The organism is Micromonospora sp. BL4 (genome assembly GCF_003667505.1).
Lineage (GTDB): Bacteria > Actinomycetota > Actinomycetes > Mycobacteriales > Micromonosporaceae > Micromonospora.
Genome location: NZ_RCVJ01000246.1, coordinates 1 through 24,753, shown reverse-complemented (window position 1 = coordinate 24,753; position 24,753 = coordinate 1). Strand labels below are relative to the sequence as shown.

Here is a 24,753-nt window from a genome sequence, read left to right as displayed (position 1 = left end):
GGCGGCGGAGGCGGAGGGCCTGGGCTATGTAGTCGAAGCCGGTGGCGACGGTGACCAGGACGGCGGCGGCCATGATCCAGGGACCCACGGCGGCGAGAGCGGCCGGCATCGGCCACAGGTACCAGGCGATGGCCAGGATCTGGAGCGCAGTCTTGATCTTGCCGCCGCGGCTGGCCGCGATCACGCCGTGCCGGATCACCCAGAACCGCAGCCCGGTGATGCCCAGCTCACGGACGAGGATCAGTGCGGTCACCCACCAGGGCAGCCGGTCGTACCAGGAGAGCAGCACCAGGGCGGCGCCGGTGAGCGCCTTGTCGGCGATCGGGTCGGCCACCTTGCCGACCGAGGTGACCAGCCCGAACCGGCGGGCGATCCAACCGTCCACCAGGTCGGTCGCGGAGGCCACCGCGAAGATCAGGCACGCGGCCATCCGCCAGCCGGCGTGGCTCATCGCGGACATGATCACCGAGGCGGCGAATACCGGCACCAGCACCAGCCGCAACGCGGTCAGCGCGTTGGCCGCGTTGAGCACCGGCACCCCGGGAACCACCCGGGGCGGCGTCGACTCCGTCGCCCCGGTCACCGCCTCGCCCCACTCGGGCAGCCGTGGCGTTCCCGATACCGCACCACCTGGCTCCCCCGCTCCGTTCGGGCCCGCCGTCACCGTGCCGCGCCGGGCGCCGCCGAGATCATCTCATCCGGCACGGCGAGCAGGTCCACCCCTTCGGTGCCGGTCACCCTGGCCCGCACCAGGTCACCCGGGCGCAGCGCGGCCAGGTCGACCCCGCCCTCGACCGGGGCGACCAGAGTCGTCGAGCCGTCCACCTCCGGCGCCTGGTGCGCCGCCCGACCCTCCACGACACCATCGGCGATCGAGTCGACCAGCACCTCGACGGTCGAGCCGAGCCGATCCTCGGCCCGCTGCGAGCACAGCTCGTCGGCGAGCGCGCTGAGTCGGTCGTAGCGCCGCTTGATCGTCGCGGCGGAGACCTTGCCGGTCAGCCCGGCGGCCTCGGTGCCGTCCTCGTCGCTGTAGTCGAACATGCCGATGGCGTCGAGCCGGGCCTCGGTCAGGAAGCGGACCAGCTCGTCGACGTCGGCGCGGGTCTCGCCGGGGAAGCCGACGATGAAGTTGCTCCGGGCGCCCGCCTCCGGGGCCAACGCCCGGGCGCTGGCCAGCAGCTCCAGGAACCGGTCGGTGGAGCCGAACCGGCGCATCCGGCGCAGCACCGGCTCGCTGGAGTGCTGGAACGACAGGTCGAAGTACGGGGCAACGCCCGGCGTGCCGGCGATCGCCTCGACCAGCCCGGGCCGGGTCTCGGCCGGCTGGAGGTAGCTCACCCGGACCCGGACGATGCCGGACACCGCGGCGAGCTGCGGGAGCAGCTTCTCCAGCGCCCGGGGATCGCCCAGATCCTTGCCGTAGGAGGTGGAGTTCTCGCTGACCAGCACCAGCTCCCGGACGCCGGACTTGGCCAGCCACTCCGCCTCGGCGAGCAGCTCGTCCGGGGTACGCGAGAGGAACGCCCCGCGGAAGGCCGGAATGGCACAGAACGCGCAGCGGCGGTCGCAGCCGCTGGCCAGCTTCAGCGAGGCGACCGGGCCGGTGTCCAGCCGGCGGCGCAGCACCTGACGCAGGTGCGCCGGGGTGTGCTCGTCGGTGTCGACGGCCGCGCGGGTCGGGGTGCCGTGCCCGGGCAGCGACACCGCGGCGTCGCGCCGCTGCACCGGGGTCAGCGGCAGCAGCTCCCGCCGGTCCCGGGGAGTGTGCGCGGTGACCTGCTCGCCGGCGACGACCGCGTTCAGTCGGGCGGCGATGTCCGGGTAGTCGTCGAAGCTCAGCACCGCCTGCGCCTCGGGCAGGCTGTCGGCCAGCTCCCGGCCGTACCGCTCGGCCATGCAGCCGGCGGCGACCACCTTGGCGCCGGTACCGGCAGCGGCGAGCAGGGTCTGGATCGAGTCCTGCTTGGCCTTCTCCACGAAGCCGCAGGTGTTCACGACCACCACGTCGGCGCCCTCACCGTCCGTGGTCACCTGCCAGCCGTCGGCGTGCAGGCGGGCGGCCAGCTCCTCCGAGTCGACCTCGTTGCGGGCACAGCCCAGGGTGAGCAGGGCGACGCGACGGCCCTCGGCGGCGGGCGACAGCTCCAGCGGCGTCACAGAAGCCGGGCTGGAGGTGGCAGGGGAGGTGGCAGACACCATCCGAGGGTACCGGGCCGGCCGGGAAGGCCCACGCACGCGGGCGCGCCCCGACCAGGGAAGTCCAGTCGCCGGCGCTCAGCGGGTCGCGGCACCGACCCGGGTGAGGCGGTCGAGCAGGAAGACCTCGGTGCCCGCCAGGCCGGTGGAGCAGAAGACGGAGAGCTGGTCCGCGGTGGTCCGGCCGGGGACGGCGCCGGCCAGGATGCCACCCAGGTCGCGCAGCCGCCCGGCGTACGGGGGCGTGGCGGCGAGCATCGGCGGCTGGTAGTCCGCCGCCTGGGCCGGCGAGTCGGTGACCAGCAGGTCGGCGGCGTCGAGCAGGTCGGCGCCGAACTCGCTGCGATCGCGCTGCTTGAAGCCGACCGCGTTGACGTGCGTGCCGGGGCTGAGGTCGGCGGCTCGCAGCACCGGGGTCGGGCTGGTGGTGGCGAGCACCACCATGTCCCGCCCGGTCACTGCCGCACCGGGGTCGGCCACCGCGCGGGCCGGCACACCCAGCTCGGCGCGGACCCGGGCGGCGAAGGCGTCCCGCCGAGCGGAGGAGCGGCTGTGCACCACCACCTCACGCAATGGGCGGACGGCGGCAGCGGCCCAGACCTGGGTCCACGCCTGCCGGCCGGAGCCGATCACGCCGAGGGTGGACGCGTCCGGTCGGGCCAGCGCGTCGATCGCCACACCACCCAGCCCTCCGGTACGCCGGGAGCCCAACTCCTCGCCCACCGCGACCGCCCGGATCGCGCCCGTGCGGGCGTCGTGCAGCACCACCAGCTGTTCGCCCTGCGGATGGCCGAAGGTGTCGTAGGAGCGGAAGCCGTACCACTCGCCGACCAGGTGCCCGGCGGTGAGCACCATCCGCCCACCGCCGAGCGGGGCGGCGGCCCGGGGCGGGGCGACCAGCCGCCCCTCGTACGCGGCCAGCAGGGCGCCGCGCATGGCGTCGACCGTGGTGGCGGCGTCCAGCACGGCGGCGACCTCGGGGTCGGCGTAGAGCAGGGTCATGACGGCCATACTGCAAGTTGAAGTGAGGTGCAGGTCAACGCGAGGTGGTGGGGGTCACCGCGTCGTCGGCGGACCGCTCCGCCGGACCGTACCGTCACCGGCGGGAGGCGGTGCTAGCGTCGATGCCGGTGGCCCGGTTCGCCCGCGGCCGCTCCGGACGAGTGGTGGGCGTACCCGGTCAGGCCAAGACGCCCCGCGTGACGTGCAGTTTCCACTCGTCCCGGCGCGAGAGCCGGGCGCTTTCCGTGAGGTGAACGATGGCCTGGCTGGTACTGGTGATCTCGGGACTGCTGGAGGCGGCCTGGGCCATCGCCCTGGACCGCAGCGCCGGCTTCAGCCGGCTGATCCCGACGCTGGTGTTCGCGGTGACCCTGGTGCTCAGCATGGGCGGGCTGGCGTACGCGCTGCGGGACATCCCGGTCGGCACCGGGTACGCCGTCTGGGTCGGCATCGGCGCGGTCGGCACCGCCCTGGTCGGAATGCTGGCGCTCGGCGAGTCGGCGAGCCTGCCCCGGATCCTGTGCCTGGTGCTGGTGGTGGCCGGAGTCGTCGGCCTGAAGATCTTCCACTGATCTTCGGCGTGCTCGGCGTGATCGCCGGCATCGTCGGTGCGCTACTCGGCGACAAGCCGCTGGGCTGGCACGCCGCCGCTGCCAGCGTCGTCGCGGCGGTGATCAGCATGGTGATCTTCTCCGGGCTGATCAACAACTGACCACTTCTTCCGCCACGGGCCCGCCGGACACCGGCGGCCCGTCGCGTTGCCCGGTCAGTCCACGTCGCCGCGCAGGCCGGCGAGGACCTCCTCCAGCTCGTCCGGCTTGATCAGCACGTCGCGGGCCTTGGAACCCTCCGAGGGCCCGACCACACCGCGGGTCTCCATCAGGTCCATCAGCCGGCCCGCCTTGGCGAAGCCGACCCGCAGCTTGCGCTGGAGCATCGAGGTGGAGCCGAACTGCGAGGTGACCACCAGCTCGACGGCCTGCGTCAGCAGGTCGAGGTCGTCGCCGATGTCCTCGTCGATCTTCTTCTTAGTGTCCTGCGCGGGGGTCAACACGTCCTTGCGGAACTCCGGCTCGCGCTGGTCCTTGCAGAACTTCACCACGTCGGCGATCTCGCGCTCGGTGACCCAGGCGCCCTGGATCCGCACCGGCTTGGAGGCGCCCATCGGCAGGAAGAGCCCGTCACCGCGGCCGAGCAGCTTCTCCGCGCCCGGCTGGTCGAGGATGACCCGCGAGTCGGCCAGCGAGGAGGTGGCGAACGCAAGCCGGGACGGCACGTTCGCCTTGATCAGGCCGGTCACCACGTCGACCGAGGGGCGCTGGGTGGCCAGCACCAGGTGGATGCCCGCCGCCCGTGCCAGCTGGGTGATCCGGACGACCGAGTCCTCCACGTCACGCGGCGCGACCATCATCAGGTCGGCCAGCTCGTCCACGATCACCAGCAGGTACGGGTACGGGCGCATCTCCCGTTCGCTGCCCGGCGGCGCCTTGATCTCGCCGTTGCGGACCTTGCGGTTGAAGTCGTCGATGTGCCGGACCCCGTTGGCGGCGAGGTCGTCGTAGCGCATGTCCATCTCACGGACAACCCAGTCCAGCGAGTCGGCCGCCTTCTTCGCGTTGGTCACGATGGGCGTGACCAGGTGCGGGATGCCCTCGTAGCCGGTCATCTCGACCCGCTTCGGGTCGATCAGCAGCAGCCGCACCTCGTCCGGGGTGGCCCGGGTGAGGATGGACACCAGTAGAGTGTTGAGGCACGACGACTTGCCGGCGCCGGTCGCGCCGGCGATGAGGATGTGCGGCATCTTCGCGAGGTTGGCCACCACGTAGCCGCCCTCGATGTCCTTGCCGAGCGCCACCACCATCGGGTGGTGGTCGCTGGTCGCCGCCCGCGAACGCAGCACGTCGCCGAGCGCCACGTTCTCCGGGTCGGCGTTCGGGATCTCCACGCCGACCGCGCTCTTGCCCGGGATCGGACTGAGGATCCGCACGTCCGGCGACTTCACCGCGTACGCGATGTTGCGGGAGAGCTGGGTGATCCGTTCGACCTTGACGCCGTGCCCCAGCTCCACTTCGTACCGGGTGACCGTCGGACCCCGGGTGAACCCGGTGACCGCGGCGTCCACGTCGAACTGGTCGAACACCCCGGTCAGCGCGGCGATCACCTCGTCGTTGGCCTTGCTGCGGGTCTTCGCGGCGGCGCCGGCGCTGAGCATGTTGGCCGGCGGCAGGGTGTAGTCGCCGGCCAGCCCGGTCAACGCGAGCTGCTCGGCCCGGGTCGGCGCGGGCGAGTGCTCCGGCGGCTCGGCCGGCTTGCGGCTGGCCGGCACCTTCGGCGGCGCCTTGCGCGGGAGCACCATCGTCTCCTGGAGGTCGGCGCCGTCCAGGTCGTCGAAGTCGTCCGGGTCCACCGGCGGCGGCATCCGCTTCGCCGGCCGCTTGCGCGCCGGCCGGAGGACCGTCTCGTCCGTCTCCTCCTCGGTGGCGTCCGGCGAGGTCGCCAGGCCGCCGGCGAGCAGGCCCAACCGCTCGGGGATCTTGTTGATCGGCGTCGCGGTGACCACGAGCAGGCCGAAGAGGAGCAGCAGGATCAGCAGCGGCACCGCGACCCACGCGGTGACCGCGCGCTCCAGCAGGCCGCCGACGCCGGCGCCGACCAGGCCGCCGGCGAAGTCTCGCTGCACCGGGTCGACCGGGTCCTGACCGATCTGGAGCAGCGCGGCGGTCGACACGAGCAGTGAGCCCCAGCCGATCAGGCCCCGGCCCCGGTGCGCCGGATCGGCCGGCTGGCGCATCAACCGCCAGGCGCCGATCATCAGCAGCACCGGCACGACCACGGAGATCGCGCCCAGGAAGAGTCGCACGGTGTCGGCCAGCCGCGCGCCGACCGGGCCCGCCCCGGAGAGCCAGAGCGCGACGGCGCTGAGCAGGGCGAGGCCGAACAGCAGCAGCCCGGCGCCGTCGCGGCGGTGTTCGGGGTCGAGGTCGCGGGCGGAGGCGGCCTGCCGGCCGGCGGCCCGCACCGCCCAGCCCATCCCGTGCGCCAGCCCCATCCACAGTGCACCGACCGCGCGGCCCACGTAGACGGCCGGGCCCGGCCGGGCGGCCGCCGTGCGGCGCCGAACCGGCGCCCGGGTCTTCTTCGCCGGTTGACGGGCACGACTGTTGGTGCCACCGCGCGGCGACGCGCCGCGTCGCCGGCTCGCCTGAGAGGTACGGCCCGCCATAGAGTCACGGTAACGGCGGGACCCGGCAGATCGCCGCTTTTCCGGGTCGTGTCCGCGCGTCGCAGCACGGACCGCGCCGCCGGCCGTGATATCCGCCTCAGGAGGGATGCCCGATGGCGTCGCCGGGATTCGAGGACGGTCCGGACGATCCGCTGGCCGGGCACCCCGACGCGTTGCGTCCGCTGACCGGCGAACTGGTCGCGGCGGTGCTCGCCGCGCGCGGCCGGCCGGTGGGTCGAGCCGTCAACGGCGACCTGGTGGGCCGCTTCGACGACAACCTGATCTGGTTCCTGCGCCTCGGCGGGGACGACGAGCTGCTCCAGGTCCGCACGCTGGTCGCGCCGACCTTCCCCATCGAGCAGGTGCCCGCGCTGTACGCCTTCTGCAACTCGTGGAACCACGACCGGCTCTGGCCGAAGGCGTTCGTGCACGTCGACGACGACGGCCGGGCCCGCGTCTGCGGTGAGGTGATCACCGATCTGGAGCGCGGGGTGACCCCGCACCAGCTGGACCAGTTGCTCGACTGTGGCATCTCGGCCGGCTGCCAGCTCGCCGTGGCGGTCGGCCGGTTGCCCGGAGCGGTGCCGGCATGACCGGCCGGGAGGAGTCCACGAGCAGCCGGACCGACGATCCCGGCGCTCCGGGCACCGACCGGGTCGCCGTCCGTCGCGTTCCGGCGCTGGTGACCGCGCTCACCGATGCTTGGGACCTGCCCGACGGGCCGGGCCGGCTGCTGGCCCTGGAACGGCTCGCCGAGCGGGCGGACGCGGCCGGGGACGCGCGGACGGCGGTGGAGGCCCGCTTCGCGCTGATCGAGGCGTACCTGCTGCACGGGGAGCGGTGGCGGCTGGTCGAGCCGGTACGGCGCTCCCGGGCCGCCGCCGACCGGTGGCCCGAGCTGCTCAGCGACGCCGAAGCCGGTCTGCTGCTGCGCTACCAGCGGTACGCGGTGGAGGCGCTGCTCGGCACCCCCCGGGTCGGGCTGGACCAGACCCGGTCCCTCCTGGACGACCTGGCCCGCCGGGTCGACGCGGACGGGTCCGACGCCCCGACCGTCGCGGAGCTGCGCTGCCGGATCGCCGACCACCTCGGCGACGAGCCCACCGCCCGCCACTGGTACCAGCGGTGGGCGGGGACGCGTCCCGGGCCGACCGGCGGTTGCCCGGGCTGCGCCCCGGCCCGACGCGCGGAGCTGCTCGCCGGCTGGGGCGAGTGGCCAGCCGCGCTCGCCGAGCTGCGGCAGGGCGCCAGCGAGCCGGAGGACTGCACCGACCAGCCCGAGCGGGCGCTGGTCGCGGAGCTGCTGCCCGCCCTCCGTGCCGGCGAGCCGGAGCGAGCGGCGGCGGCACACGTGCGGGCGTACCGGCGGCACCGGCACGAACGTGGGGCCTTTCCGCACCTCGCGGCGCACCTGCGGTTCTGCGCGCTGGGCGGGCAACCGGAACGCGGGCTGGAGATCCTCGCCGAGCAGCTGCCCCGGTTGGACCGTCCCACCGACGACCTCGCCGCGATGGAGTTCGCCGCCGCCGGGGCGCTGGTCTGCGGGCTGGCTGTCGAGGCCGGCCTGGGCGGGCGGTCGGTGCGCCGCCCCGCGTACGGCGACCGGCCGGCCACCGAGCCGGACGTGGCCACGCTCGGCGCGCTGCTGGTCGGGATCGCCGGCGAACTGGCCGGCAGCTTCGACGCCCGCAACGGCACCGGCCACCACTCCGGCCGGATCGCCGCCTGGCTGGCCGAGCGCCCGGTCGCGGAACCGGTGCCGCTGCCCGCCGACGAGCCCGTTGAGGAGTCCGGTGAGGAGTCCGGTGACGCCACCGTGACCGGGGACGAACCGAACGGTGACGGGCCGGTCGAGGGTGAGCTGGTGGCGCTGACCCTCGACGTGATCACGGCGGCGTTGGACCGGCGCGGCGACCGGTACCTGGTGGACGAGGGCGGCACGGTGGTCGGCCGATGGGGTGCCGCGGTGATCCAGTTCCGTCGGGCCGGCGAGCGGGGCGAGGTGCTGCACACCCGGGCGATGGCCGTCCGCCGGCTGCCGGTGGCGCGGCGCGCCGAGGCGTACGCCTTCTGCAACGCGTGGAACCACGACCGGCTGCTGCCCAAGGCGTACGCGCACGATCTCGGCGAGGAGCTGGTGCTGGCCGGCGACGTGGCCACCGACCTGGCGCACGGGGTGGCCCCGGCGCAGTTACTGGTGCTGGTGGACGCCGCCATCGCCACCGGCGTCGCGTACGCCGAGGCGGTGGCCGCGCTCCCCTGACCGAAAGCGACGCCCGCCGGCACACGAGGTGCGGGCGGGCGTCGCGACGCGCGGTGTCAGACCTCGACGACGGTGGGCACGATCATCGGCCGACGACGGTACGCGTCGTTGACCCACCGCCCCACGGTCCGCCGGACGATCTGCTGGAGCTGGTGCGGGTCGGTGATGCCGTCCGCGGCCGCCCGGTTGAGCGCCTCGGTGACCAGCGGGATCACCGGGTTGAAGGCCTCCGGGTCCTCGGAGAAGCCCTTCGCGGACAGGGTCGGGCCGGCGACCACCTTGCCGGTGACCGAGTCGACGACCACTGTGGTGGCGATGAAGCCGCCGTCGCCGAGGATCCGCCGCTCGGTCAGCAGGGACTCGCTGACGTCGCCGACCGCGAGGCCGTCGACGTAGACGTACCGGCTCTTCACGTGCCCCACCAGGCTGGCCCGGCCCTCGACGAGGTCGACCACGTCGCCGTCCTCGCAGAGCACCACCCGGTCGGCGGCCACCCCGGACTCGACGCCGAGACGGGCGTGCGCACGCAGGTGGCGCCACTCGCCGTGCACCGGCATCAGGTTGCTGGGTCGGACCACGTTGAGCAGGTAGAGCAGCTCACCGGCCGGGGCGTGCCCGGAGACGTGCACCTTGGCCACGTCCTTGTGCACGACCACCGCGCCGGCGCGGGCCAACCGGTTGATCACCCGGTAGACCGAGGTCTCGTTGCCCGGCACCAGCGAGGAGGCCAGCACGACGGTGTCGCCGGGGGCGATGGTGATGTGCCGGTGGTCGCCGCTGGCCATCCGGCCCAGCGCGCTCATCGGCTCGCCCTGCGACCCGGTGGACATCAGCACGATCTGCTCGGGCGGCAGCGTGGTCGCCTCTTCGATCCCGATGACCAGGCCGGCCGGGATGTTGAGCAGGCCGAGGTCCCGCGCGATGCCCATGTTGCGGACCATCGACCGGCCGATCAGCGCCACCTTGCGGCCGTGCTCCGCGGCGGAGTCGAAGACCTGCTGCACCCGGTGCACGTGCGAGGCGAACGAGGCCACGATGATCCGGCCCTTCGCCTTCGCGAAGATCGAGTCGAGCACCGGCCCGATCTCCCGCTCCGGGGTGACGAAGCCGGGGATCTCCGCGTTGGTGGAGTCGGACAGCAGCAGGTCGACGCCCTCGGCGCCGAGCCGGGCGAAACCGGCCAGGTCGGTGATCCGGCCGTCCAGCGGGAGCTGGTCCATCTTGAAGTCGCCGGTGTGCAGCACCAGGCCGGCCGGGGTGCGGATGGCCACGGCCAGGGCGTCCGGGATGGAGTGGTTGACCGCGAAGAACTCGCACTCGAACGGGCCGAGTCGCTCCCGGCCGCCCTCCCGCACGGTCAGCGTGTACGGCTGAATCCGCCGCTCGGCCAGCTTCGCCTCGACCAGGGCGAGGGTGAACTGCGAACCGACCAGCGGGATGTCCGGCTTGTGGGCGAGCAGGTAGGGCACCGCGCCGATGTGGTCCTCGTGGCCGTGGGTCAGCACGATCGCCTGGACGTCGGCCAGTCGGTCCAGGATCGGGCCGAAGTCGGGCAGGATCAGGTCCACGCCCGGCTGCTCGACGTCGGGGAAGAGCACCCCGCAGTCGACGATCAGCAACTTGCCGTCGTATTCGAAGACGGTCATGTTCCGACCGATGGCGCCGAGCCCGCCGAGCGGGATGATCCGCAGGCCACCTTCCGGCAGCGGCGGGGGCAGTTCCGCCTCGATGTGCGCCTCGGTCACGCGTTCACCTCATTCTGCGACGCCATCACTCGGCGCCCATCGTGTCGTTCGGTCATTCGGGCAGCTCCAGGCCCGCTGCCGCGAAGTCCGCGCGCAGCTGGGCGATCTCGTCGTCGGTGGCGTCCACCAGCGGGGGTCGCACCGGGCCGGCCGGCAGGCCGAGCGAGGCCAGGCCCGCCTTCACCAGGATGGTGCCCTGGGTGCGGAAGATGCCGGTGAACAGCGGCAGCAGCCGCCGGTGCAGGGCCAGCGCGGCCGGCATGTCCCCCGCGTCGTACGCCTCGATCATCTGTGCGGTCAGCGCCCCGGTGAAGTGCGTGGAGGTGCCGACCAGGCCAACGCTGCCGACGGCCAGCGCCGGCAGGGTGAGCGCGTCCTCGCCGCTGTAGAAGGCGAGGCCCGTCCGGCTGGTCACCCAGCTGGTGGCGGTCAGGTCACCCTTGGCGTCCTTGACCGCGACGATCCGGCCGTGCTCGGCGAGCCGGACCAGCGTCTCGGTCTCGATCGGCACGCCGGAGCGGTGCGGGATGTCGTACAGCATCACCGGCAGGCCGGTCGCGTCGGCCACCGCCGTGAAGTGCCGCAGCAGACCGCTCTGCGGCGGCTTGTTGTAGTACGGGGTGACCACCAGCAGGCCGTGCGCACCCGCCTTCTCGGCGGCGGCGGCCAGCTCGATGGTGTGCCGGGTGTCGTTGGTGCCGACCCCGGCGACCACCTTGGCGCGGTCACCGACGGCCTCCGCCACGGCCCGGATCAGGCGCTCCTTCTCCGCGTCGGTGGTCGTCGGCGACTCACCGGTGGTGCCGTTGACCACCAGCGCGTCGTTGCCCTGCTCGTCGACCAGGTGGCTCGCCAGGCGGGCGGCGCCGTCGAGGTCGAGCGAGCCGTCGGGAGTGAACGGGCTCACCATGGCCGTGAGCAGCCGCCCGAAGGGGCGGGACACCGGTCGGGTGGCGGCGTCAGGGTGGTCGTGCGTCATACCCTCCAACCTAGCGGACGACCAGCCGGGGCCCGCCGGGGAAGGCCTCAGGACGCCTCGTGCGGGCTGGCCGCCACCTCGGTGCCGTCCGGCAGGGTGGAGATCACGAAGTCGGCGAACACGTTCGGGGCGACCCCCTGCAACTGGCGCAGGCACTCCACGGCCAGCTCACGGATCTCGACGTCGGCCTGCTCGGTGGCCCGCATCGCGATGAAGTGCCGCCACGCCCGGTAGTTGCCGGTGACCACGATCCGGGTCTCGGTGGCGTTGGGCAGCACCGCGCGGGCCGCCTGCCGGGCCTGCTTGCGGCGCAGCGTCGGGTTCGGCTCGTCGGAGAAGCGCTGCTCCAGCCCCTCCAGCAGCTCGTTGTACGCGCGCACGCTCGCCTCGGCGGCCTCCACGAAGCGCTTGTGCAGCTCCGGGTCGTCGGCGATCACCGTCGGTTCGACCATGGCCGCGTCCCGCTCCGGGACGTACCGCTGGGAGAGCTGCGAGTACGAGAAGTGCCGGTGCCGGATCAGCTCATGGGTGAAGGAGCGGGACACCCCGGTGAAGTAGAAGGTGACCGAGCCGTGCTCCAGCACCGAGAGGTGCCCGACCTCGAGGATGTGCGCCAGGTAGCCGGCGTTGGTGGCGGTCGCCGGGTTCGGCTTCTTCCACGACTGGTAGCAGGCCCGGCCGGCGAACTCGGCGAGCGCCTGGCCACCGTCCGCGTCGGTCGACCACGGCACGTCGTCCGGGGCCGCGAACTGGGTCCACGCGATCAACTTGACCTGGGGCTGCACCATCTCCGGCATGCCTGGGACTGTAGTGGCGCAGCCCCTCCCGGCCCAACTCAGGCGCGCCCCTTGCAATGTCGATCACTCAGGCAGCGTCGGAGCCGACGACGCCTCTGGTCGTGGGCGGGTCCGCCCATCGTCTTAGGGGGCCGGCGGACGGGGCGGAGGGTCAGACGTAGAGCGAGGTGAACGGCGCCCAGGGCAGGTTGCGCAGCACCGAGAAGGCAAGCCACGCCGCCAGGAAGCCGCCGATGACCTTGGAGCTGATCCGCAGCTCGGGCAGCCGCCAGCCGAACGCCTGGTTGCCCGCCCAGGCCACGAAGAGGTACGCCAGGAACGGCAGCGCGAAGACGAACAGGAAGTGGTGCCGGGCGGCGGCGGGCAGGTCGGCGTGCAGCACGTACCAGAGCGCGCGGGTGCCGCCGCAGCCTGGACAGTCGAGCCCGGTGGTCAGCTTGAGCAGGCAGGTCGGAGTGGCGTCCGGAGCGGCGTGGGTCGGGTCGCTGAGCAGCGTGTAACCCATGCCGGCGGCGACGCAGCCGACCGCGGCCAGCGGCACCGCCCACCGTGGCGAACGCTCGTAGAGCCGCAGCACGAAGCGGGTGAGCCGGTCCGGTTCGGGGACCGGGTAGCCGCCCGGCGGGCTCGTCGGCCAGCCCTGCGGACCGGTGCCGGCAGCACCGGCCGCCGGGTCGGCGGTGACCGTCGGGGTCGACGCGCCCGGATGGGCGTCCGGCCACGGGTCGACCGCACCGGGCGCGGGCTGCGGCTGGTCGGCCGGTCCGGGAGCGCTCGTCACGCGCTCACGGTACACCGGACACGCCGGCCAACGCGGCGGTGAGCGGACCGGCCAGGTCGCCGGCCGCAGGCGGCGCCACCGCGTCCAGCCCGAGCCAGCCGGCGAGCCGGTACAGCTCGGCGGCGAGCGCCACCGCGGTCTCCCCCGGGTCGGCGCCCGGCTCGACCCACGCGGCCGGGACCAGCAGCACCCCGGCCCTGCGGTCGGCCTTCAGGTCGACCCGGGCGGTGAACCGGTCGCCCTGGAGGAAGGGCAGCACGTAGTAGCCGTACACCCGCTGCGGCGCCGGGACGTAGATCTCGATCCGGTAGGTGAGGTCGAAGAGCCGCTCGGTGCGGCCACGTTCCCAGATCAGCGGGTCGAACGGGCTGACCAGCGTGTTGCCCCGGACCCAGCGCGGCAGCCGGGCGCTCGCGTGCAGCCAGGCCGGCTGGCGCCAGCCCGGCACGGTGACCGGCACCAGCTCACCGGCCTCGGCCAGCTCCGCGACGGCCTGGCGGGCGCCGGCCAGCGGCAGCCGGAAGTAGTCGCGCAGCTCCGGCTCGGCGGCCACGCCGAGCGACCGCGCGGCGAGAGCCACCAGGGTGCGGTACGCCTCGGCGTCGGTCGGGGTCGGCGCCGACAGCACGGCGGCGGGCAGCACCCGCTCGGGCAGGTCGTAGCGGCGGGCGAAGGAGGTGGTGCGTTCCGCGGCGGCCACCTCGCCGGCCCAGAACAGGTATTCCAACGCGCGCTTCACCGCCGACCAGTTCCACCCCCAGTTGCCGGTCTCCCGGGGCGCGTCGTGCTCGATCTCGGCGGCGGTCAACGGACCACCGGCGGCCACCTCGTCGCGCACCCAGGCGACCAGCTCCGGCTGCTCCTGGGCGATCCGTCGCATGCCACCCCAGGACTCGCTGTGCGCGCGGGCCATCCGCCAGCGCAGCATCGGGTGCAGCCCGACCGGGACCAGCGACGCCTCGTGCCCCCAGTATTCGAACAGCTCCCGTGGGCGGCGGTAGGCGGCCTGGTCGAGCAGCGTGGTCGGGTACGGCCCGAGCCGGCTGTAGAGCGGCAGGTAGTGCGCGCGTTGCAGCACGTTGACCGAATCCATCTGGATCAGCCCGACCCGGTCGAGCACCCGGCGCAGGTGCCGACGGGTGGGCAGCCCGGTCGGCGCCGGGTCGGCGAAGCCCTGGGCGGCGAGCGCCACCCGCCGGGCCTGGGCGAGCGAGAGTGATTCCGGTGCGGCCATCGTCGGCGACCTTAAATCATCGGTACGACGCCGGTGCGGGAAGCTGGACTCGGACCGTCACCGGGGCATAGAACGGTGCAATGCTGACCATCCGCCGGGAGGAGCCGGACGACGCCGAGGCGGTCGCCCGGGTGCACGTGCACGGCTGGCAGTCGGGCTACGCGGGCATCATGCCGGACGAGGTGCTCGGACGGCTCAACGTGCTGGCCTGGGCGCAGCGCCGCCGCGACGTCGGCACCGCCGATCCCGAGCATCCGTTCACCACCCTGCTCGGCGAGGTGGACGGGCTGGTGGTCGGCTTCACCACCTTCGGGCCGTACCGCCGCAACCAGGACCGCGACGACCTGGACCCGGCGGTCGGCGAGGTGCTGGCGCTCTACGTGGAGCCGGCGTGCTGGGGCGACGGCACCGCCACCGCGCTGCTGGCCGCCGCCCGGGCCGGGCTCATCGAGCGGGGCTGGACCGGCTACCGGCTGTGGGTGCTGGCGGAGAACCGGCGGGCCCGCCGGTTCTGCGAGCGGGCCGGGTTGTCACCGGACGGTGAACGGTCGACCTACCAGGTGCCGCTCGCCGGTGGGTGCCCGCCGGTCGGACTGGTCGAGCTGCGGTACACCGGGAGCCTCGACGACTGACCCCCTCGGCGTCAGCCACCGGCGGATCGGCAGGAAGGCCAGCAGCGCCAGGCTGATCCAGACGTAGGCGTTGCTCCCCACGAAGCCGTCGACGCCGGTGAAGTCCTTCTCCCAGAACCAGACGGTCCGGCTGATCAGCAACACGTACCCGACGGTCGCCGCGGCCAGCAGGACCCACCGCCGGTAACCGGACGGCGCGGCCATCGCGTTGTCGACCAGCAGGATCAGCGCGGGCAGCAGCCAGACCAGGTGATGCACCCAGGTGACCGGGCTGACCAGACACATCACCGCACCGGTCAGCGCCAGGCCGGTCGCCTCGTCGCCCACCGCGACGGCCGCCCGGGACCGCCAGGCCCAGAGCGCCAGGGTGCCGAGCACCAGCAGCAGCCAGAGCAGGGTGCTCGGGTGCTCCGGGTCGAGCCGGGCCACCACCCCGCGCAGCGACTGGTTGGAGACGAACGCCAACTCGCCCACCCGACCGGTGTTCCACAGCGCCTCGGTCCAGAACTCGCGGGAGGCGTCCGGAAAGAGCGCGCCGGCCAGCAGCGACACCCCGGCGGCGGCGCCGCTGGCGGTGAGCGCCGCCCGCCATCGCCCCGTCACCAGCAGGTAGACGATGAAGATGCCCGGGGTCAGCTTGATCGCGGTCGCCAACCCGATGCCCACCCCGGCCCACCGGTTGCCGGAGGGCAGCAGCCGCAGCAGGTCCACGGCGACCAGGAAGAGCAGCAATGTGTTGACCTGACCGAAGTTGACCGTCTCCCGCATCGGCTCGAACGCGGCGGCCAGGCAGAGCGCCACAGCGAGGGCGAACCACCGGGTCCAGCCGGCCCGACGGGCGATCGGGTCGACCAGCCACCAGATCAGCACCGTGGTGGTGACCACGCTGGCGAGGACGCTCACCACGATCGCGGCCGTCCACGGCAGGTACGCCATCGGCAGCATGACCAGCGCGGCGAACGGCGGATAGGTGAAGCCGTACTGGGTGCCCGGCTTGAGATAGTCGTAGATCTCGCCGCCGTCGTGCACCCACCAGGTCAACGCGCCGTAGTAGACCTTCAGGTCGAAGAAGCCGTGCCGGACGGCCGCGACGGCGAGGAACGCGGTGACCACCGCGGCGAGCGCCACCACCCCGACGACCTGCGCGGCCGTCCTGTTGGCACCCTGCGCCACCGTCGCCTCCCTGGCCCTGCGTAGGCTTCCGTCCCATGGCTCTCGGGTACGTCCGCCCGGCGCGTCCCGAGGACGCCGGCGAGATCGCACGCATTCAGCTCGCGACCTGGCGGGTCGCGTACCGCCGGATCCTGCCTCGGCACGTGCTCGACAACCTGGACGAGGCGTTCCTCGCCCGGCGATGGAGCGCCGCGGTGCAGGAGCCGCCCTCGGGCGCGCACCGGGTGCTGGTCGCCGTCGAACAGGCCGAGCAATCGTATCTGGTGGGGTTCGCCGCCTCCGGCCCGGCCGACGCCGAGGCCCTCGCTCCGGGCGAGCCGGCCGAGGCGCTCGGCCCGGACGTGGCCGCGGTGACCGACCTGCTGGTCGAGCCCCGCTGGGGTCGGCGTGGGCACGGCAGCCGGCTGCTCGCCGCCGCCGTCGACCTGTGGCGGGAGGACGGGCTGAGCCGGGCGGTGGCCTGGGCGTTCGAGGGCGACGAGGCGACCCGCAAGTTCCTCACCAGCACCGGCTGGGAGCCCGACGGCGCGGCCCGCGCGCTGGACGTCGACGACATGCTGGTGCCGCAGGTGCGCCTGCACGTGGCCGTCCCGGCTGAGAAGGTGCCGGCGGACGACCAGCCCGGCGACTGACGCGCGATCCGGCCGGGGTGGGGCGGCGCGTCCGGGCCGTCACGCGTGCCGATGTCGCAGGGGTCGCCTACGGTCGGCGTCATGAGCGCAGCGACCGCGCCGGTGACGGCGCCGACCGCGGACGGCCGGCTGGAGGAGTTCCGGGTCGAGCTGACCGGCTACTGCTACCGGATGCTCGGCTCGCTGTACGACGCCGAGGACGCCGTGCAGGAGACGCTGCTGCGGGCCTGGCGCGGGTGGGACGGCTTCGACGGCCGGTCCAGCCCGCGCACCTGGCTCTACCGGATCGCCACCAACGTCTGCCTCGATCTGCTGCGCGGTCGCCGACGCCGGGCCCTGCCGATGGACCTCGGCGATCCCTCGTCCCCGGTGGCCACGGCGCTCGGCGATCCCGAGGCCGGCTGGGTGGAGCCCGCTCCGGACGCGGCGGTGCTGCCGGCGGCGGCCGATCCCGCCGAGCTGACGGTCGTTCGGGAGTCGGTCCGATTGGCGTTCGTCGCCGCGCTCCAGCACCTGCCGGCCCGGCAGCGCGCGGTGCTGATCCTGCGGGACGTGCTGCGGTGGCGGGCCGAGGAGGTCGCCGGCCTGCTCGACACCACCGTGCCGGCGGTCAACAGCGCGCTGCAACGAGCCCGGGCCACGCTGGCCGACCGGGTCGGTGACGCTCCGGGCCGGCCGCTGGATCGGGCGCACCGCGACCTGCTCGACCGCTACGTGCGGGTCTTCGAGCGCTACGACATCGACGCCCTGGTGGGCCTGCTGCGCGCCGACGCCGTCCAGAGCATGCCGCCCTACCGGATGTGGCTGCGCGGCGCGGACGACATCGGCCGCTGGCTGGTGGGGCCGGGCGCCGGCTGCCGCGGTTCCCGGCTCATCCGGGTGGCGGCGAACGGCGGTCCGGCCCTGGCCCAGTACCGGCGCGACCCGGCGGGCGGGCACCGGCCGTTCTCGATCCAGCTTTTCGAGGTCGTCGACGGCCGGATCGCCCGCCTCACCCACTACCTCGACCCGGGGCTCTTCCCACGCTTCGGCCTGCCCGACCACCTCGATCCCTGATCATGGGCCGGTCGGGCGATGAGTTCCGGCCGACGACGACGTCCACCCCTCGTACGCCGACAACGAGGAGATCACCGTGTTCACAGACACCAAGGCGTTCAGCGGGTTCTCGGTGGACGACACCGGCCGCGCCGAACGGTTCTACGGCGAGACGCTCGGCCTGCGGGTCACCCGGGACGACGCGATGGGCGGGTTGCTGACCCTGCACATCGCCGGGGACCGGCCCGTCCTGGTCTATCCGAAGGACGACCACACCCCCGCGACCTACACGGTGCTCAACTTCCCGGTCGACGACATCGACCGGGCGGTCGACGAGCTGCTCGCGCGGGGGGTCCACTTCGCCCGCTACGACGGGATGCCACAGGACGAGAAGGGGGTCATGCGCGGCCAGGGGCCGGCCATCGCCTGGTTCACCGACCCGGCCGGCAACATCCTGTCCGTCCTCGAGCAGAGCTGACCGCTGTGGCGGCTCCGTCGTCGGAGCCGCCACACCGGTCGGTCAGCCCTTGTCCGAGCCGTCGTTGGCATCCCGGACGAAGTACCGCTGGAACACCACGAAGATGATCGCGACGGGGATGGTGGCCAGCAGTGCCGCGCCCAACTTGAGCGGATACTGGGTGCCCTTGCCGAGCGAGCCGCTGACCAGGTCGGCCAGCCCACGCGGCAGGGTGAACAGGTCCGGGTCCTGCACCGACACGAGGCTGTGCGGAAACTCGTTCCACGAGCCCTGGAACGACAGGATGGTCAGGGTGATCAGCGCCGGTTTCGCCATCGGCAGCACCACCGACCAGAAGGTGCGGAAGATGCTCGCCCCGTCGATCCGGGCGGCCTCCTCCACGCTCAACGGGATCGACTCGAAGAACTGCTTCATGATGAACACGCCCGCCGCGTCGGCCAGCAGCGGCACCACCAGACCGGCGTAGCTGTTGTAGAGGCCGAGCTGGTTGAGCACCAGGAACTTCGGGATCAGCAGCACCACTCCGGGCACCGCCAGCACCGCGATGACCGCGGCGAACAGCCCGCCGCGTCCCCGGAACCGCAGTCGCGCCAACGCGTACCCGGCGAGCGAGTCGAAGAACACCCGACCGAGGGTGACGAGCACCGTCACCAGCAGCGAGTTGCCCAGCCAGAGCGGGAAATTGGTGCCGGCGAAGATCCGCTCGAAGCCGGCCAACGTGAGCGGGTCCGGGAACGGCGAGAGCGGGTTGGCCGCCGCGTCGGGCTCGGTCTTGAGCGAATTGCCGATCTGGATGACGAACGGGTAGAGGAACACCAGCCCGAAGAAGATCAGCGTCGCGTACCCCAGGAAGCGGGTGGCCAGGGTGCGGGCCGCGCGCTGCTCGCGGCGCGCGGGCGCCGCCGCCGGGCGGTCGGTCAGCACGGCCATCTCAGGACCTCTCCGGTACGCGCCGACGCCGCCAGCCTCGCCGCGGCCGGTCGGTGTCCCGCTCGGCCAGCGCCCGGCGTTGGATCAACGTGAGCACGATGATGATCAGGAACAGCACGAACGAGATCGCCGCGCCCGAGCCGTAGTCGAAGTCCCGGAAGGCGGTCCGGTACGACAGGTAGGCCGGGGTCAGCGTGGTCTTGGCCGGGTCTCCCTGGCTCATCACGTACACCTGGTCGAAGACCTGCCAGGAGCCGATCAGGCCGAGGGTGAGCACCAGGAAGGTGGTCGGCCTGATCAGCGGCAGGGTGACGTGCCGGAACCGCTGCCACCGGGACGCGCCGTCGAGGGTGCTCGCCTCGTCCAGCGCCACCGGCACGTTCTGCAGGCCGGCCAGGAACATCAGCATGAAGGTGCCGGAGGTGGTCCAGATGACCAACGTGATGATCGACATCATCGCCACGCTGGGTCCGGCCAGCCAGTCCCACCAGCTCAGCCCCAACGGCCCGCCGTCGGCCAGCGCCGCCGGCGGCGAGTCGACGCCGACCACGCCGAACAGCAGGTGCAGCACGCCCCGCGAGTCGGCGAACCACTCCGGTCCGTCGATGCCCAGGACGCTTAGCAGCGCGTTGACCGCGCCGGAGTTGGCGAACAGGAACAGGAACACCACGCTGATCGCGACCGAGCTGGTGACCGAGGGGAAGTAGAAGGCGCTGCGGAAGAAGCTCTTGCCCTTGAGCATCCGGTTGTTGACGACCAGCGCCAGGCCGAGCGCGAGCGCGGTCTGCGCCGGCACCACGATCGCCACGTAGTAGATGTTGTTGCGGATGCTGGTCATGAAGTCGCGGCGGGCCAGCCCGTCCTCGGTGAACAACTGGGTGTAGTTGTGCCCGCCGACGAACGGCACGTCGCCGGTGAACGGGCTGCCCTGGCCGTTCCAGTCGGTCAGGCTGACCCAGAACGCCATCAGGATCGGCAGCAGCAGGAACAGCCCCAGAATGACGATCACCGGCGCGACGAAGAGCCATCCGGCGACGTTCTCGTTGCTGCGGATGCCGCCCCGGCGCCGGCGCGGGCCTCCCCCGGACGCGGTCGCCACGGCGTTCAGTGCTTCGGTTGCCATCTCCCCTCCCTCCCTCACTCGGGCCGACGACGAGGCGGGGGCCCGACACCGGGCCCCCGCTGCCGGCTCAGCTGGCGCCGAGCGCCGCCTTCGCGTTCTTGTCGAAGTTCTGCAGCACCGTCTTCGGGTCACCGTTGGCCAGACCCTGGAGGCTGGTGTCCAGGTCGACGAGGACGCTGTCCATCTTCGGGGCGTTCACCGGGCCCTGGGCGTACGCGACACCGTCGATGAACGGCTTGTCCGCCGGGAAGGCGCTGGTGTACTGGTCGCGCACCGACTGCCGGGACGGCATCACGCCGAACGCCTTGGCGAAGGCCATCTGCTGCTCACCGCTCGTCATCGCCTCGACGAACTTGATCGCCTGGTCCTTGTACTTGCTCTTCGCCGCGATGCCCCAGCACTGGGTGAAGGAGAGCGTGCCCTGGCCCTTCGCGCCGGCCGGCAGAGGCACGACCTTGTACTTGATGTTCGGGAAGTCGTTCTGGAGGGCGCCCTTGATCCAGTTGCCCTCGATGGTCATCACGGCCTTGCCCTTGCCGAACGCCTCACCGGACCAGCCGGCGTCGAGCTGCTTCGGGTACTTGGCGAGGCCCGTGGTCAGCATGGTCTTGACGTACTGGAGGGCGGCCAGGTTCTCCGGGGTGTCCGCGGTGGCCTGCTTGCCGTCCTTGCTCATCAGCCAGCCACCGTTCTGCACCATGAAGGCGCCGATCCGGTCGCGGGTGTCACCGAGGGCCAGCGGGACCTGACCCTTGGCCTTGATCTTCTGGGCGGTCGCGGTGAGCTGGTCCCAGGTGGTCGGCACGTCGGCGTCGGTCAGCCCCGCCTTGGTCCACAGGTCGGTGTTGATCTGCAGGGCCAGGGTGGAGAAGTCCTTGGGAGCGCAGTACAGCTTGCCGTCGTAGGTGAACGTGGTGCGCAGGCTCTCGTAGAAGTCGCCCGGGTTGCTGACCTTGTCGCCGTACGGCTCCAGGGCGCCGACGCTGGCGTAGTCGGCGAACCGGGCCGCGTCGACGTAGAACACGTCCGGCGGGGTGCCGCCGGCGAGGCCCTGACCGAGCTGCTGGGTGAGGTCCTGCGCCGGGGTGACGGTGGCGGTGTTGCCGGAGCTGCCGGCCCACTTCGCCGCGGCGTCCTGGACGGCCTTGGTCTCCGCCTCGCCCGAGGAGCCGATCAGGATCTGCAGGCTGGCCGGGCCGCTGGACTGGGTGGCGTCGCCGGAGGAGTCGTCGAAGCCACTGCCGCAGGCCGCGGAGCCGAGGAGGGCGACGGCGGCGAGGCCGGCCACCGCCGCCCGGGTGAGGGTTCGAGGTGCCATGGGTTTCTCCTGGTGGGGGAAGGGACTACGCGGTGTGCCGGAGCGCCAGCGCGGGCTGGAGCAGCACGTGGGTGGGGGTCTCGTGGTTGCCGTCGAGCACTCCGGTGAGCAGGTCCACGCACCGGGCGGCGGCCTCGCCGAGCGGTTGGCTGACGCTGGCCAGCCCGACCGCCGCGGCCACCGGCGTGTCGTCGAACCCGATCACCGACACGGGCGGGTCGGTGCCGCGGATCGCCTGGAGAGCGCCGAGGGCGAGCGAGTCGCTGGCGCAGACCACGGCGGTCGGCGCCACGCTCACGAGCAGGTCGCGCATCAGCCGCTCACCCTCGGCAATGCCGTCCTCGGTCTCCCGGTGCAGCCCGGTCGGGTCGACGCCGGCGGCGCGCAGCGCGTCGCGCCAGCCGGCCCGACGGTCGTCGCCGACGCCGGAGCCGAGGGGCCACCCGATGAACGCGATCCGGCGGTGCCCGGAGGCCAGCAGGTGCCGGGTGGCCTGGGCCGTGCCGGCGGCGCCGTCGACGTCCACCCAGGGGTGGGCGTCGAGCGCGTCCCACGGCCGGCCGAAGGTCACGAACGGCACGTCCCGGCCGGCGAGCCAGGCGGTACGCGGGTCGCCGTACTTGGTGCCGACGAGCACGAACGCGTCCAGCTCGTACGTGCCCAGCAGGTCGTCGTAGGTGGCGATCTCCCGCTCGTCGTCGGTGGCGGTGTAGAGCAGCACCCGGTAGCCGGCGGCGTCGGCGGTCTCAGTGAGGCCGTGCAGGAAGCGGTCGAGCACGGAGCCGTTGATGCCGTCGCGGGTCGGCTCGATCCGTGCGGCGATCAGCCGGGACCGGCCGGTGCGCATCTGCCGGGCGGCCTGGTTGGCCCGGTAGCCGAGCGCGCTGATCGCGTCCTGGACCCGCAGCCGGGTCTCCTCCCGCACGATGTGCGGCGCGTTGAGCACGTTGGACACCGTCTGGCGGCTCACTCGGGCGTGCCGGGCCACCGTCGCGATGGTCACCTTTTCGGCCACTTAATCCCTCTCGCCATCTTGAACGATCCAATCTGGATAAGGCAGGATTAGATCGTTCAAGTTTCTGGAATGTTTCGCACTTTGCACCGCCAGGGGCGCGTTGTCAAGACGTCCGTCCCGCACCCTGAGGATCTGGAGCCACACCGTGATCGAACGCCAGCTGCAACCCCTCCTGCACGAGTTGGTGGGGGTGGTCCTCGCCCCGACCAGCGCGCTGGGGGACGCGACCGGGCAGATCCGCCCGACCGGCGTACAGGGCGTCTTCCACGCCGACGCCAGGGTGCTCTCCCGGGCCGAGCTACGGGTCGACGACCGCGAGCTGGAAGGGCTGACCCGCGGCGACGACGGCCCGCACGGCGCCCGCTTCGTGAGCCTGGCGCGCTGGCTCGGCGACCCCGTGCCCGACCCCACCGTCCGGATCGACCGGCTCCGCCGGGCCACCCGCGACGGCCTCACCGAGGAGTTGCTGGTCGTCTCCACCGCCACCGTCCCGGTACGCGCCACCGTCAGCGTCGACCTCGGCTGCGACCTGGCGCCCATCGAGGTGGTCAAGTCCGGCGGCGCCGCGGCGCCACTCGAAGCCAAGACCGGCCAGCCCGGCGTGCTCACCTGGTCGGCGGAGGGAATCACGGTCACCGTCACCGGCGCGGGAGCCGACGTGCTCGCCACCGGAGAACGGATCACCACGCCCCGGCTGGCCTGGCCGATCGAGCTGCCCCCCGGCGGCGAGACGGTGCTGCGCTGGCACCTGACCGTCGAGGATCCGCGCGCCGTGGTCGTCGGCCCGGCCGGCGAGCCGAGCTGGTCCCGACCCGAGGTGACCGCGGACGACCGGCGGCTGGTCCGGTTGCTCGACCGCAGCCTCGACGACCTGCGCGGGCTGCGACTGGCCGAGACCGGCGCACCCCGCGACGTCTTCCTCGGCGCCGGGGTGCCCTGGTTCCTCACCCTGTTCGGCCGGGACAGCCTCTGGGCTGCCCGGATGATGCTGCCGCTCGGCACCGACCTGGCCGCCGGCACCCTGCGGGTGCTCGCCCGGCGACAGGGCGCCCGGGTCGATCCGGCCACCGGCGAGGCCCCCGGCAAGATCCTGCACGAGCTGCGCCGGCACGAGCTCGCCCTGCCCGACAACGGGCTGCGCCTGCCACCGGTCTACTACGGCACCGTCGACGCCACCATGCTCTGGGTCAACCTGCTGCACGACGCCTGGCGCTGGGGCCTGCCGGCGGAGCAGATCGAGCCGCTGCTGCCGCACCTGGAGGCCGCGCTGCGTTGGCTCGGCGAGCACGCCGACCCGGACGGCGACGGTCTCATCGAGTACGTCGACACCACCGGGCACGGGCTGTCCAACCAGGGCTGGAAGGACTCCGGCGATGCCGTCCGGTTCCACGACGGCTCGCTGGCCAGCGCGCCGATCGTGCTGGCCGAGGTGCAGGGGTACGCGCACGAGGCGGCGGTGAACGGCGCCGCGCTGCTGGACGCCTTCGACCGCCCGGGCGGGGACCGCTGGCGGGCACACGCGGCCGCGCTGGCCCGCCGATTCCGGGACAGCTTCTGGGTCGATGGCCGGTACGGGCCGCAGCCCGCGCTCGCCCTGGACCGGGACAAGCGGCCGGTCGACTCGCTGACCAGCAACATCGGTCACCTGCTCGGCACCGGTCTGCTCACCGGCGACGAAGAGGACCAGGTCGCCCGCCTGCTCACCACCGACACGCTGGCCGGTGGTTTCGGGCTGCGGACCATGTCCACCGAGGACGCCGGCTTCAGCCCGCTGTCGTACCACTGCGGTTCGATCTGGACGCACGACACGGCGATCGTGCTGGCCGGGCTGGCCCGGGCCGGGCACCGGGACGCCGCGCTCGGCCTGGCCGAAGGGTTGCTCGCCGCCGCCGAGGCGTTCGACTACCGGCTGCCCGAGCTGTACGGCGGTGACGACCGGTCACTGGTGAACCGCCCGGTGCCGTACCCGGCCTCGTGCCGGCCGCAGGCCTGGGCCGCGGCCAGCGCGGTGGTGCTGCTCCAGGCCGCCACCGGGCTCTACCCCGACGTGCCGGGCGGCACGGTCCAGCTGGCGCCACTGGCCGGAGCCGAGCTCGGCGCGCTCACGGTCAACGGGTTCCGCCTCGCCGGCACCCCGGTGAACGTCGCGGTGGACCGCGCCGGCGCCACCACCATCACCAACCTGCCCACCCAC

At 73.0% G+C, this 24,753-nt stretch carries 23 protein-coding genes and 1 riboswitch; of the genes, 9 read left to right on the top strand and 14 right to left on the bottom strand.

Features of this window, described 5'->3' with window-relative positions; all coding sequences use genetic code 11:
• The 3 genes from pgsA to EAD89_RS29405 form a co-directional block, all read right to left on the bottom strand.
• Nucleotides 1–583: CDP-diacylglycerol--glycerol-3-phosphate 3-phosphatidyltransferase (gene pgsA, locus EAD89_RS29415; protein WP_121677959.1), on the bottom strand; the 583-nt coding region annotated here is incomplete at its 3' end.
• Between the two features lie 77 nt (nt 584–660).
• The gene (rimO, locus tag EAD89_RS29410; protein ID WP_121677956.1) at nt 661–2,202 is read right to left on the bottom strand and encodes a 30S ribosomal protein S12 methylthiotransferase RimO; all 1,542 of its coding nucleotides are present in this window, start codon (nt 2,200–2,202) and stop codon (nt 661–663) included.
• A 75-nt stretch (nt 2,203–2,277) separates the two neighbouring features.
• On the bottom strand, nt 2,278–3,201 hold the full coding sequence (locus tag EAD89_RS29405; RefSeq protein ID WP_121677958.1) for an ornithine cyclodeaminase family protein: 924 nt from the start codon (nt 3,199–3,201) through the stop codon (nt 2,278–2,280).
• A gap of 135 nt (nt 3,202–3,336) precedes the next feature.
• A riboswitch (guanidine-III (ykkC-III) riboswitch) is annotated at nt 3,337–3,399 on the top strand.
• A 59-nt stretch (nt 3,400–3,458) separates the two neighbouring features.
• On the opposite strand from EAD89_RS29405, the gene EAD89_RS29400 reads away from it, so the two are divergent.
• Nucleotides 3,459–3,773 carry a multidrug efflux SMR transporter gene (locus tag EAD89_RS29400; protein ID WP_121655536.1) on the top strand — a complete coding sequence of 105 codons (315 nt, stop codon included), beginning with the start codon at nt 3,459–3,461 and terminating at the stop codon, nt 3,771–3,773.
• An 8-nt stretch (nt 3,774–3,781) separates the two neighbouring features.
• Complete coding sequence (locus EAD89_RS31270) at nt 3,782–3,913, top strand: hypothetical protein (RefSeq protein ID WP_255421293.1); 132 nt, start codon at nt 3,782–3,784, stop codon at nt 3,911–3,913.
• A 54-nt stretch (nt 3,914–3,967) separates the two neighbouring features.
• Here EAD89_RS31270 and EAD89_RS29390 read toward each other — a convergent pair whose 3' ends face one another.
• Nucleotides 3,968–6,424 (bottom strand): DNA translocase FtsK, encoded by a 2,457-nt coding sequence (locus EAD89_RS29390; protein WP_121677954.1) that lies wholly within the window; start codon nt 6,422–6,424, stop codon nt 3,968–3,970.
• A 113-nt stretch (nt 6,425–6,537) separates the two neighbouring features.
• Here EAD89_RS29390 and EAD89_RS29385 point away from each other — a divergent pair, with 113 nt between their 5' ends.
• Entirely contained in the window at nt 6,538–7,017 is a 480-nt protein-coding gene (locus EAD89_RS29385; protein ID WP_121677953.1) for a YbjN domain-containing protein, read from the top strand.
• A complete protein-coding gene (locus tag EAD89_RS29380) occupies nt 7,014–8,687 on the top strand; it encodes a YbjN domain-containing protein (protein ID WP_121677952.1) in 1,674 nt (557 codons plus the stop codon). The genes EAD89_RS29385 and EAD89_RS29380 overlap by 4 nt, the downstream gene beginning before the upstream one ends.
• Before the next feature lie 56 nt (nt 8,688–8,743).
• Here the strand turns inward: EAD89_RS29380 and EAD89_RS29375 are convergent, their stop codons facing one another.
• From EAD89_RS29375 to EAD89_RS29355, 5 genes are all read right to left on the bottom strand, one after another.
• Nucleotides 8,744–10,432 carry a ribonuclease J gene (locus tag EAD89_RS29375; protein ID WP_121655532.1) on the bottom strand — a complete coding sequence of 563 codons (1,689 nt, stop codon included), beginning with the start codon at nt 10,430–10,432 and terminating at the stop codon, nt 8,744–8,746.
• 52 nt (nt 10,433–10,484) lie between these two features.
• Nucleotides 10,485–11,411 carry a 4-hydroxy-tetrahydrodipicolinate synthase gene (gene dapA, locus EAD89_RS29370; protein ID WP_121655531.1) on the bottom strand — a complete coding sequence of 309 codons (927 nt, stop codon included), beginning with the start codon at nt 11,409–11,411 and terminating at the stop codon, nt 10,485–10,487.
• A 47-nt stretch (nt 11,412–11,458) separates the two neighbouring features.
• Nucleotides 11,459–12,199: an FAD-dependent thymidylate synthase gene (gene thyX, locus EAD89_RS29365; protein WP_121655543.1), complete on the bottom strand. Its 741-nt coding sequence runs from the start codon at nt 12,197–12,199 to the stop codon at nt 11,459–11,461.
• Between the two features lie 160 nt (nt 12,200–12,359).
• Entirely contained in the window at nt 12,360–12,989 is a 630-nt protein-coding gene (locus EAD89_RS29360) for a DUF2752 domain-containing protein (RefSeq protein WP_121677957.1), read from the bottom strand.
• Nucleotides 12,990–12,993: 4 nt separating this feature from the next.
• Nucleotides 12,994–14,223 (bottom strand): winged helix-turn-helix domain-containing protein, encoded by a 1,230-nt coding sequence (locus EAD89_RS29355; protein ID WP_121677951.1) that lies wholly within the window; start codon nt 14,221–14,223, stop codon nt 12,994–12,996.
• 80 nt (nt 14,224–14,303) lie between these two features.
• Between EAD89_RS29355 and EAD89_RS29350 the strand changes: the two genes are divergently transcribed.
• Nucleotides 14,304–14,855: a GNAT family N-acetyltransferase gene (locus EAD89_RS29350; RefSeq protein ID WP_121677950.1), complete on the top strand. Its 552-nt coding sequence runs from the start codon at nt 14,304–14,306 to the stop codon at nt 14,853–14,855.
• Here EAD89_RS29350 and EAD89_RS29345 read toward each other — a convergent pair.
• On the bottom strand, nt 14,754–16,028 hold the full coding sequence (locus EAD89_RS29345) for a glycosyltransferase 87 family protein (protein ID WP_121677949.1): 1,275 nt from the start codon (nt 16,026–16,028) through the stop codon (nt 14,754–14,756). The genes EAD89_RS29350 and EAD89_RS29345 overlap by 102 nt on opposite strands.
• 35 nt (nt 16,029–16,063) lie before the next feature.
• Here EAD89_RS29345 and EAD89_RS29340 point away from each other — a divergent pair, with 35 nt between their 5' ends.
• From EAD89_RS29340 to EAD89_RS29330, 3 genes are all read left to right on the top strand, one after another.
• Entirely contained in the window at nt 16,064–16,660 is a 597-nt protein-coding gene (locus EAD89_RS29340) for a GNAT family N-acetyltransferase (RefSeq protein ID WP_121655527.1), read from the top strand.
• A gap of 81 nt (nt 16,661–16,741) precedes the next feature.
• Nucleotides 16,742–17,716, top strand: coding sequence for a sigma-70 family RNA polymerase sigma factor (locus tag EAD89_RS29335; RefSeq protein ID WP_121677948.1), 975 nt, complete (start codon nt 16,742–16,744; stop codon nt 17,714–17,716).
• Nucleotides 17,717–17,792: 76 nt separating this feature from the next.
• Nucleotides 17,793–18,173 carry a VOC family protein gene (locus EAD89_RS29330; RefSeq protein ID WP_121677947.1) on the top strand — a complete coding sequence of 127 codons (381 nt, stop codon included), beginning with the start codon at nt 17,793–17,795 and terminating at the stop codon, nt 18,171–18,173.
• 42 nt (nt 18,174–18,215) lie between these two features.
• Here the strand turns inward: EAD89_RS29330 and EAD89_RS29325 are convergent, their stop codons facing one another.
• From EAD89_RS29325 to EAD89_RS29310, 4 genes are all read right to left on the bottom strand, one after another.
• Complete coding sequence (locus EAD89_RS29325; RefSeq protein ID WP_121677946.1) at nt 18,216–19,103, bottom strand: carbohydrate ABC transporter permease; 888 nt, start codon at nt 19,101–19,103, stop codon at nt 18,216–18,218.
• Nucleotide 19,104: 1 nt separating this feature from the next.
• Entirely contained in the window at nt 19,105–20,226 is a 1,122-nt protein-coding gene (locus EAD89_RS29320) for a carbohydrate ABC transporter permease (RefSeq protein WP_121677945.1), read from the bottom strand.
• Nucleotides 20,227–20,293: 67 nt separating this feature from the next.
• Nucleotides 20,294–21,544, bottom strand: coding sequence for an extracellular solute-binding protein (locus tag EAD89_RS29315; protein ID WP_121677944.1), 1,251 nt, complete (start codon nt 21,542–21,544; stop codon nt 20,294–20,296).
• A gap of 25 nt (nt 21,545–21,569) precedes the next feature.
• Nucleotides 21,570–22,559 carry a LacI family DNA-binding transcriptional regulator gene (locus EAD89_RS29310; protein WP_121677943.1) on the bottom strand — a complete coding sequence of 330 codons (990 nt, stop codon included), beginning with the start codon at nt 22,557–22,559 and terminating at the stop codon, nt 21,570–21,572.
• 145 nt (nt 22,560–22,704) lie between these two features.
• Between EAD89_RS29310 and EAD89_RS29305 the strand changes: the two genes are divergently transcribed.
• On the top strand, nt 22,705–24,753 hold a 2,049-nt coding region (locus tag EAD89_RS29305; protein WP_121677942.1), incomplete at its 3' end, for a glycogen debranching N-terminal domain-containing protein.

What these genes read in the sequence shown, in the direction of transcription:
- EAD89_RS29315 (WP_121677944.1), bottom strand. Translation starts at nt 21,544, where the DNA reads ATGGCACCTCGAACCCTCACCCGGGCGGCGGTGGCCGGCCTCGCCGCC.
- EAD89_RS29380 (WP_121677952.1), top strand. Translation starts at nt 7,014, where the DNA reads ATGACCGGCCGGGAGGAGTCCACGAGCAGCCGGACCGACGATCCCGGC.
- EAD89_RS29385 (WP_121677953.1), top strand. Translation starts at nt 6,538, where the DNA reads ATGGCGTCGCCGGGATTCGAGGACGGTCCGGACGATCCGCTGGCCGGG.
- EAD89_RS29400 (WP_121655536.1), top strand. Translation starts at nt 3,459, where the DNA reads ATGGCCTGGCTGGTACTGGTGATCTCGGGACTGCTGGAGGCGGCCTGG.
- EAD89_RS29335 (WP_121677948.1), top strand. Translation starts at nt 16,742, where the DNA reads ATGAGCGCAGCGACCGCGCCGGTGACGGCGCCGACCGCGGACGGCCGG.
- EAD89_RS29340 (WP_121655527.1), top strand. Translation starts at nt 16,064, where the DNA reads ATGGCTCTCGGGTACGTCCGCCCGGCGCGTCCCGAGGACGCCGGCGAG.
- EAD89_RS29325 (WP_121677946.1), bottom strand. Translation starts at nt 19,103, where the DNA reads ATGGCCGTGCTGACCGACCGCCCGGCGGCGGCGCCCGCGCGCCGCGAG.
- EAD89_RS29355 (WP_121677951.1), bottom strand. Translation starts at nt 14,223, where the DNA reads ATGGCCGCACCGGAATCACTCTCGCTCGCCCAGGCCCGGCGGGTGGCG.
- EAD89_RS29405 (WP_121677958.1), bottom strand. Translation starts at nt 3,201, where the DNA reads ATGACCCTGCTCTACGCCGACCCCGAGGTCGCCGCCGTGCTGGACGCC.
- rimO (WP_121677956.1), bottom strand. Translation starts at nt 2,202, where the DNA reads ATGGTGTCTGCCACCTCCCCTGCCACCTCCAGCCCGGCTTCTGTGACG.
- EAD89_RS29390 (WP_121677954.1), bottom strand. Translation starts at nt 6,424, where the DNA reads ATGGCGGGCCGTACCTCTCAGGCGAGCCGGCGACGCGGCGCGTCGCCG.
- thyX (WP_121655543.1), bottom strand. Translation starts at nt 12,199, where the DNA reads ATGGTGCAGCCCCAGGTCAAGTTGATCGCGTGGACCCAGTTCGCGGCC.
- dapA (WP_121655531.1), bottom strand. Translation starts at nt 11,411, where the DNA reads ATGACGCACGACCACCCTGACGCCGCCACCCGACCGGTGTCCCGCCCC.
- EAD89_RS29350 (WP_121677950.1), top strand. Translation starts at nt 14,304, where the DNA reads ATGCTGACCATCCGCCGGGAGGAGCCGGACGACGCCGAGGCGGTCGCC.
- EAD89_RS29320 (WP_121677945.1), bottom strand. Translation starts at nt 20,226, where the DNA reads ATGGCAACCGAAGCACTGAACGCCGTGGCGACCGCGTCCGGGGGAGGC.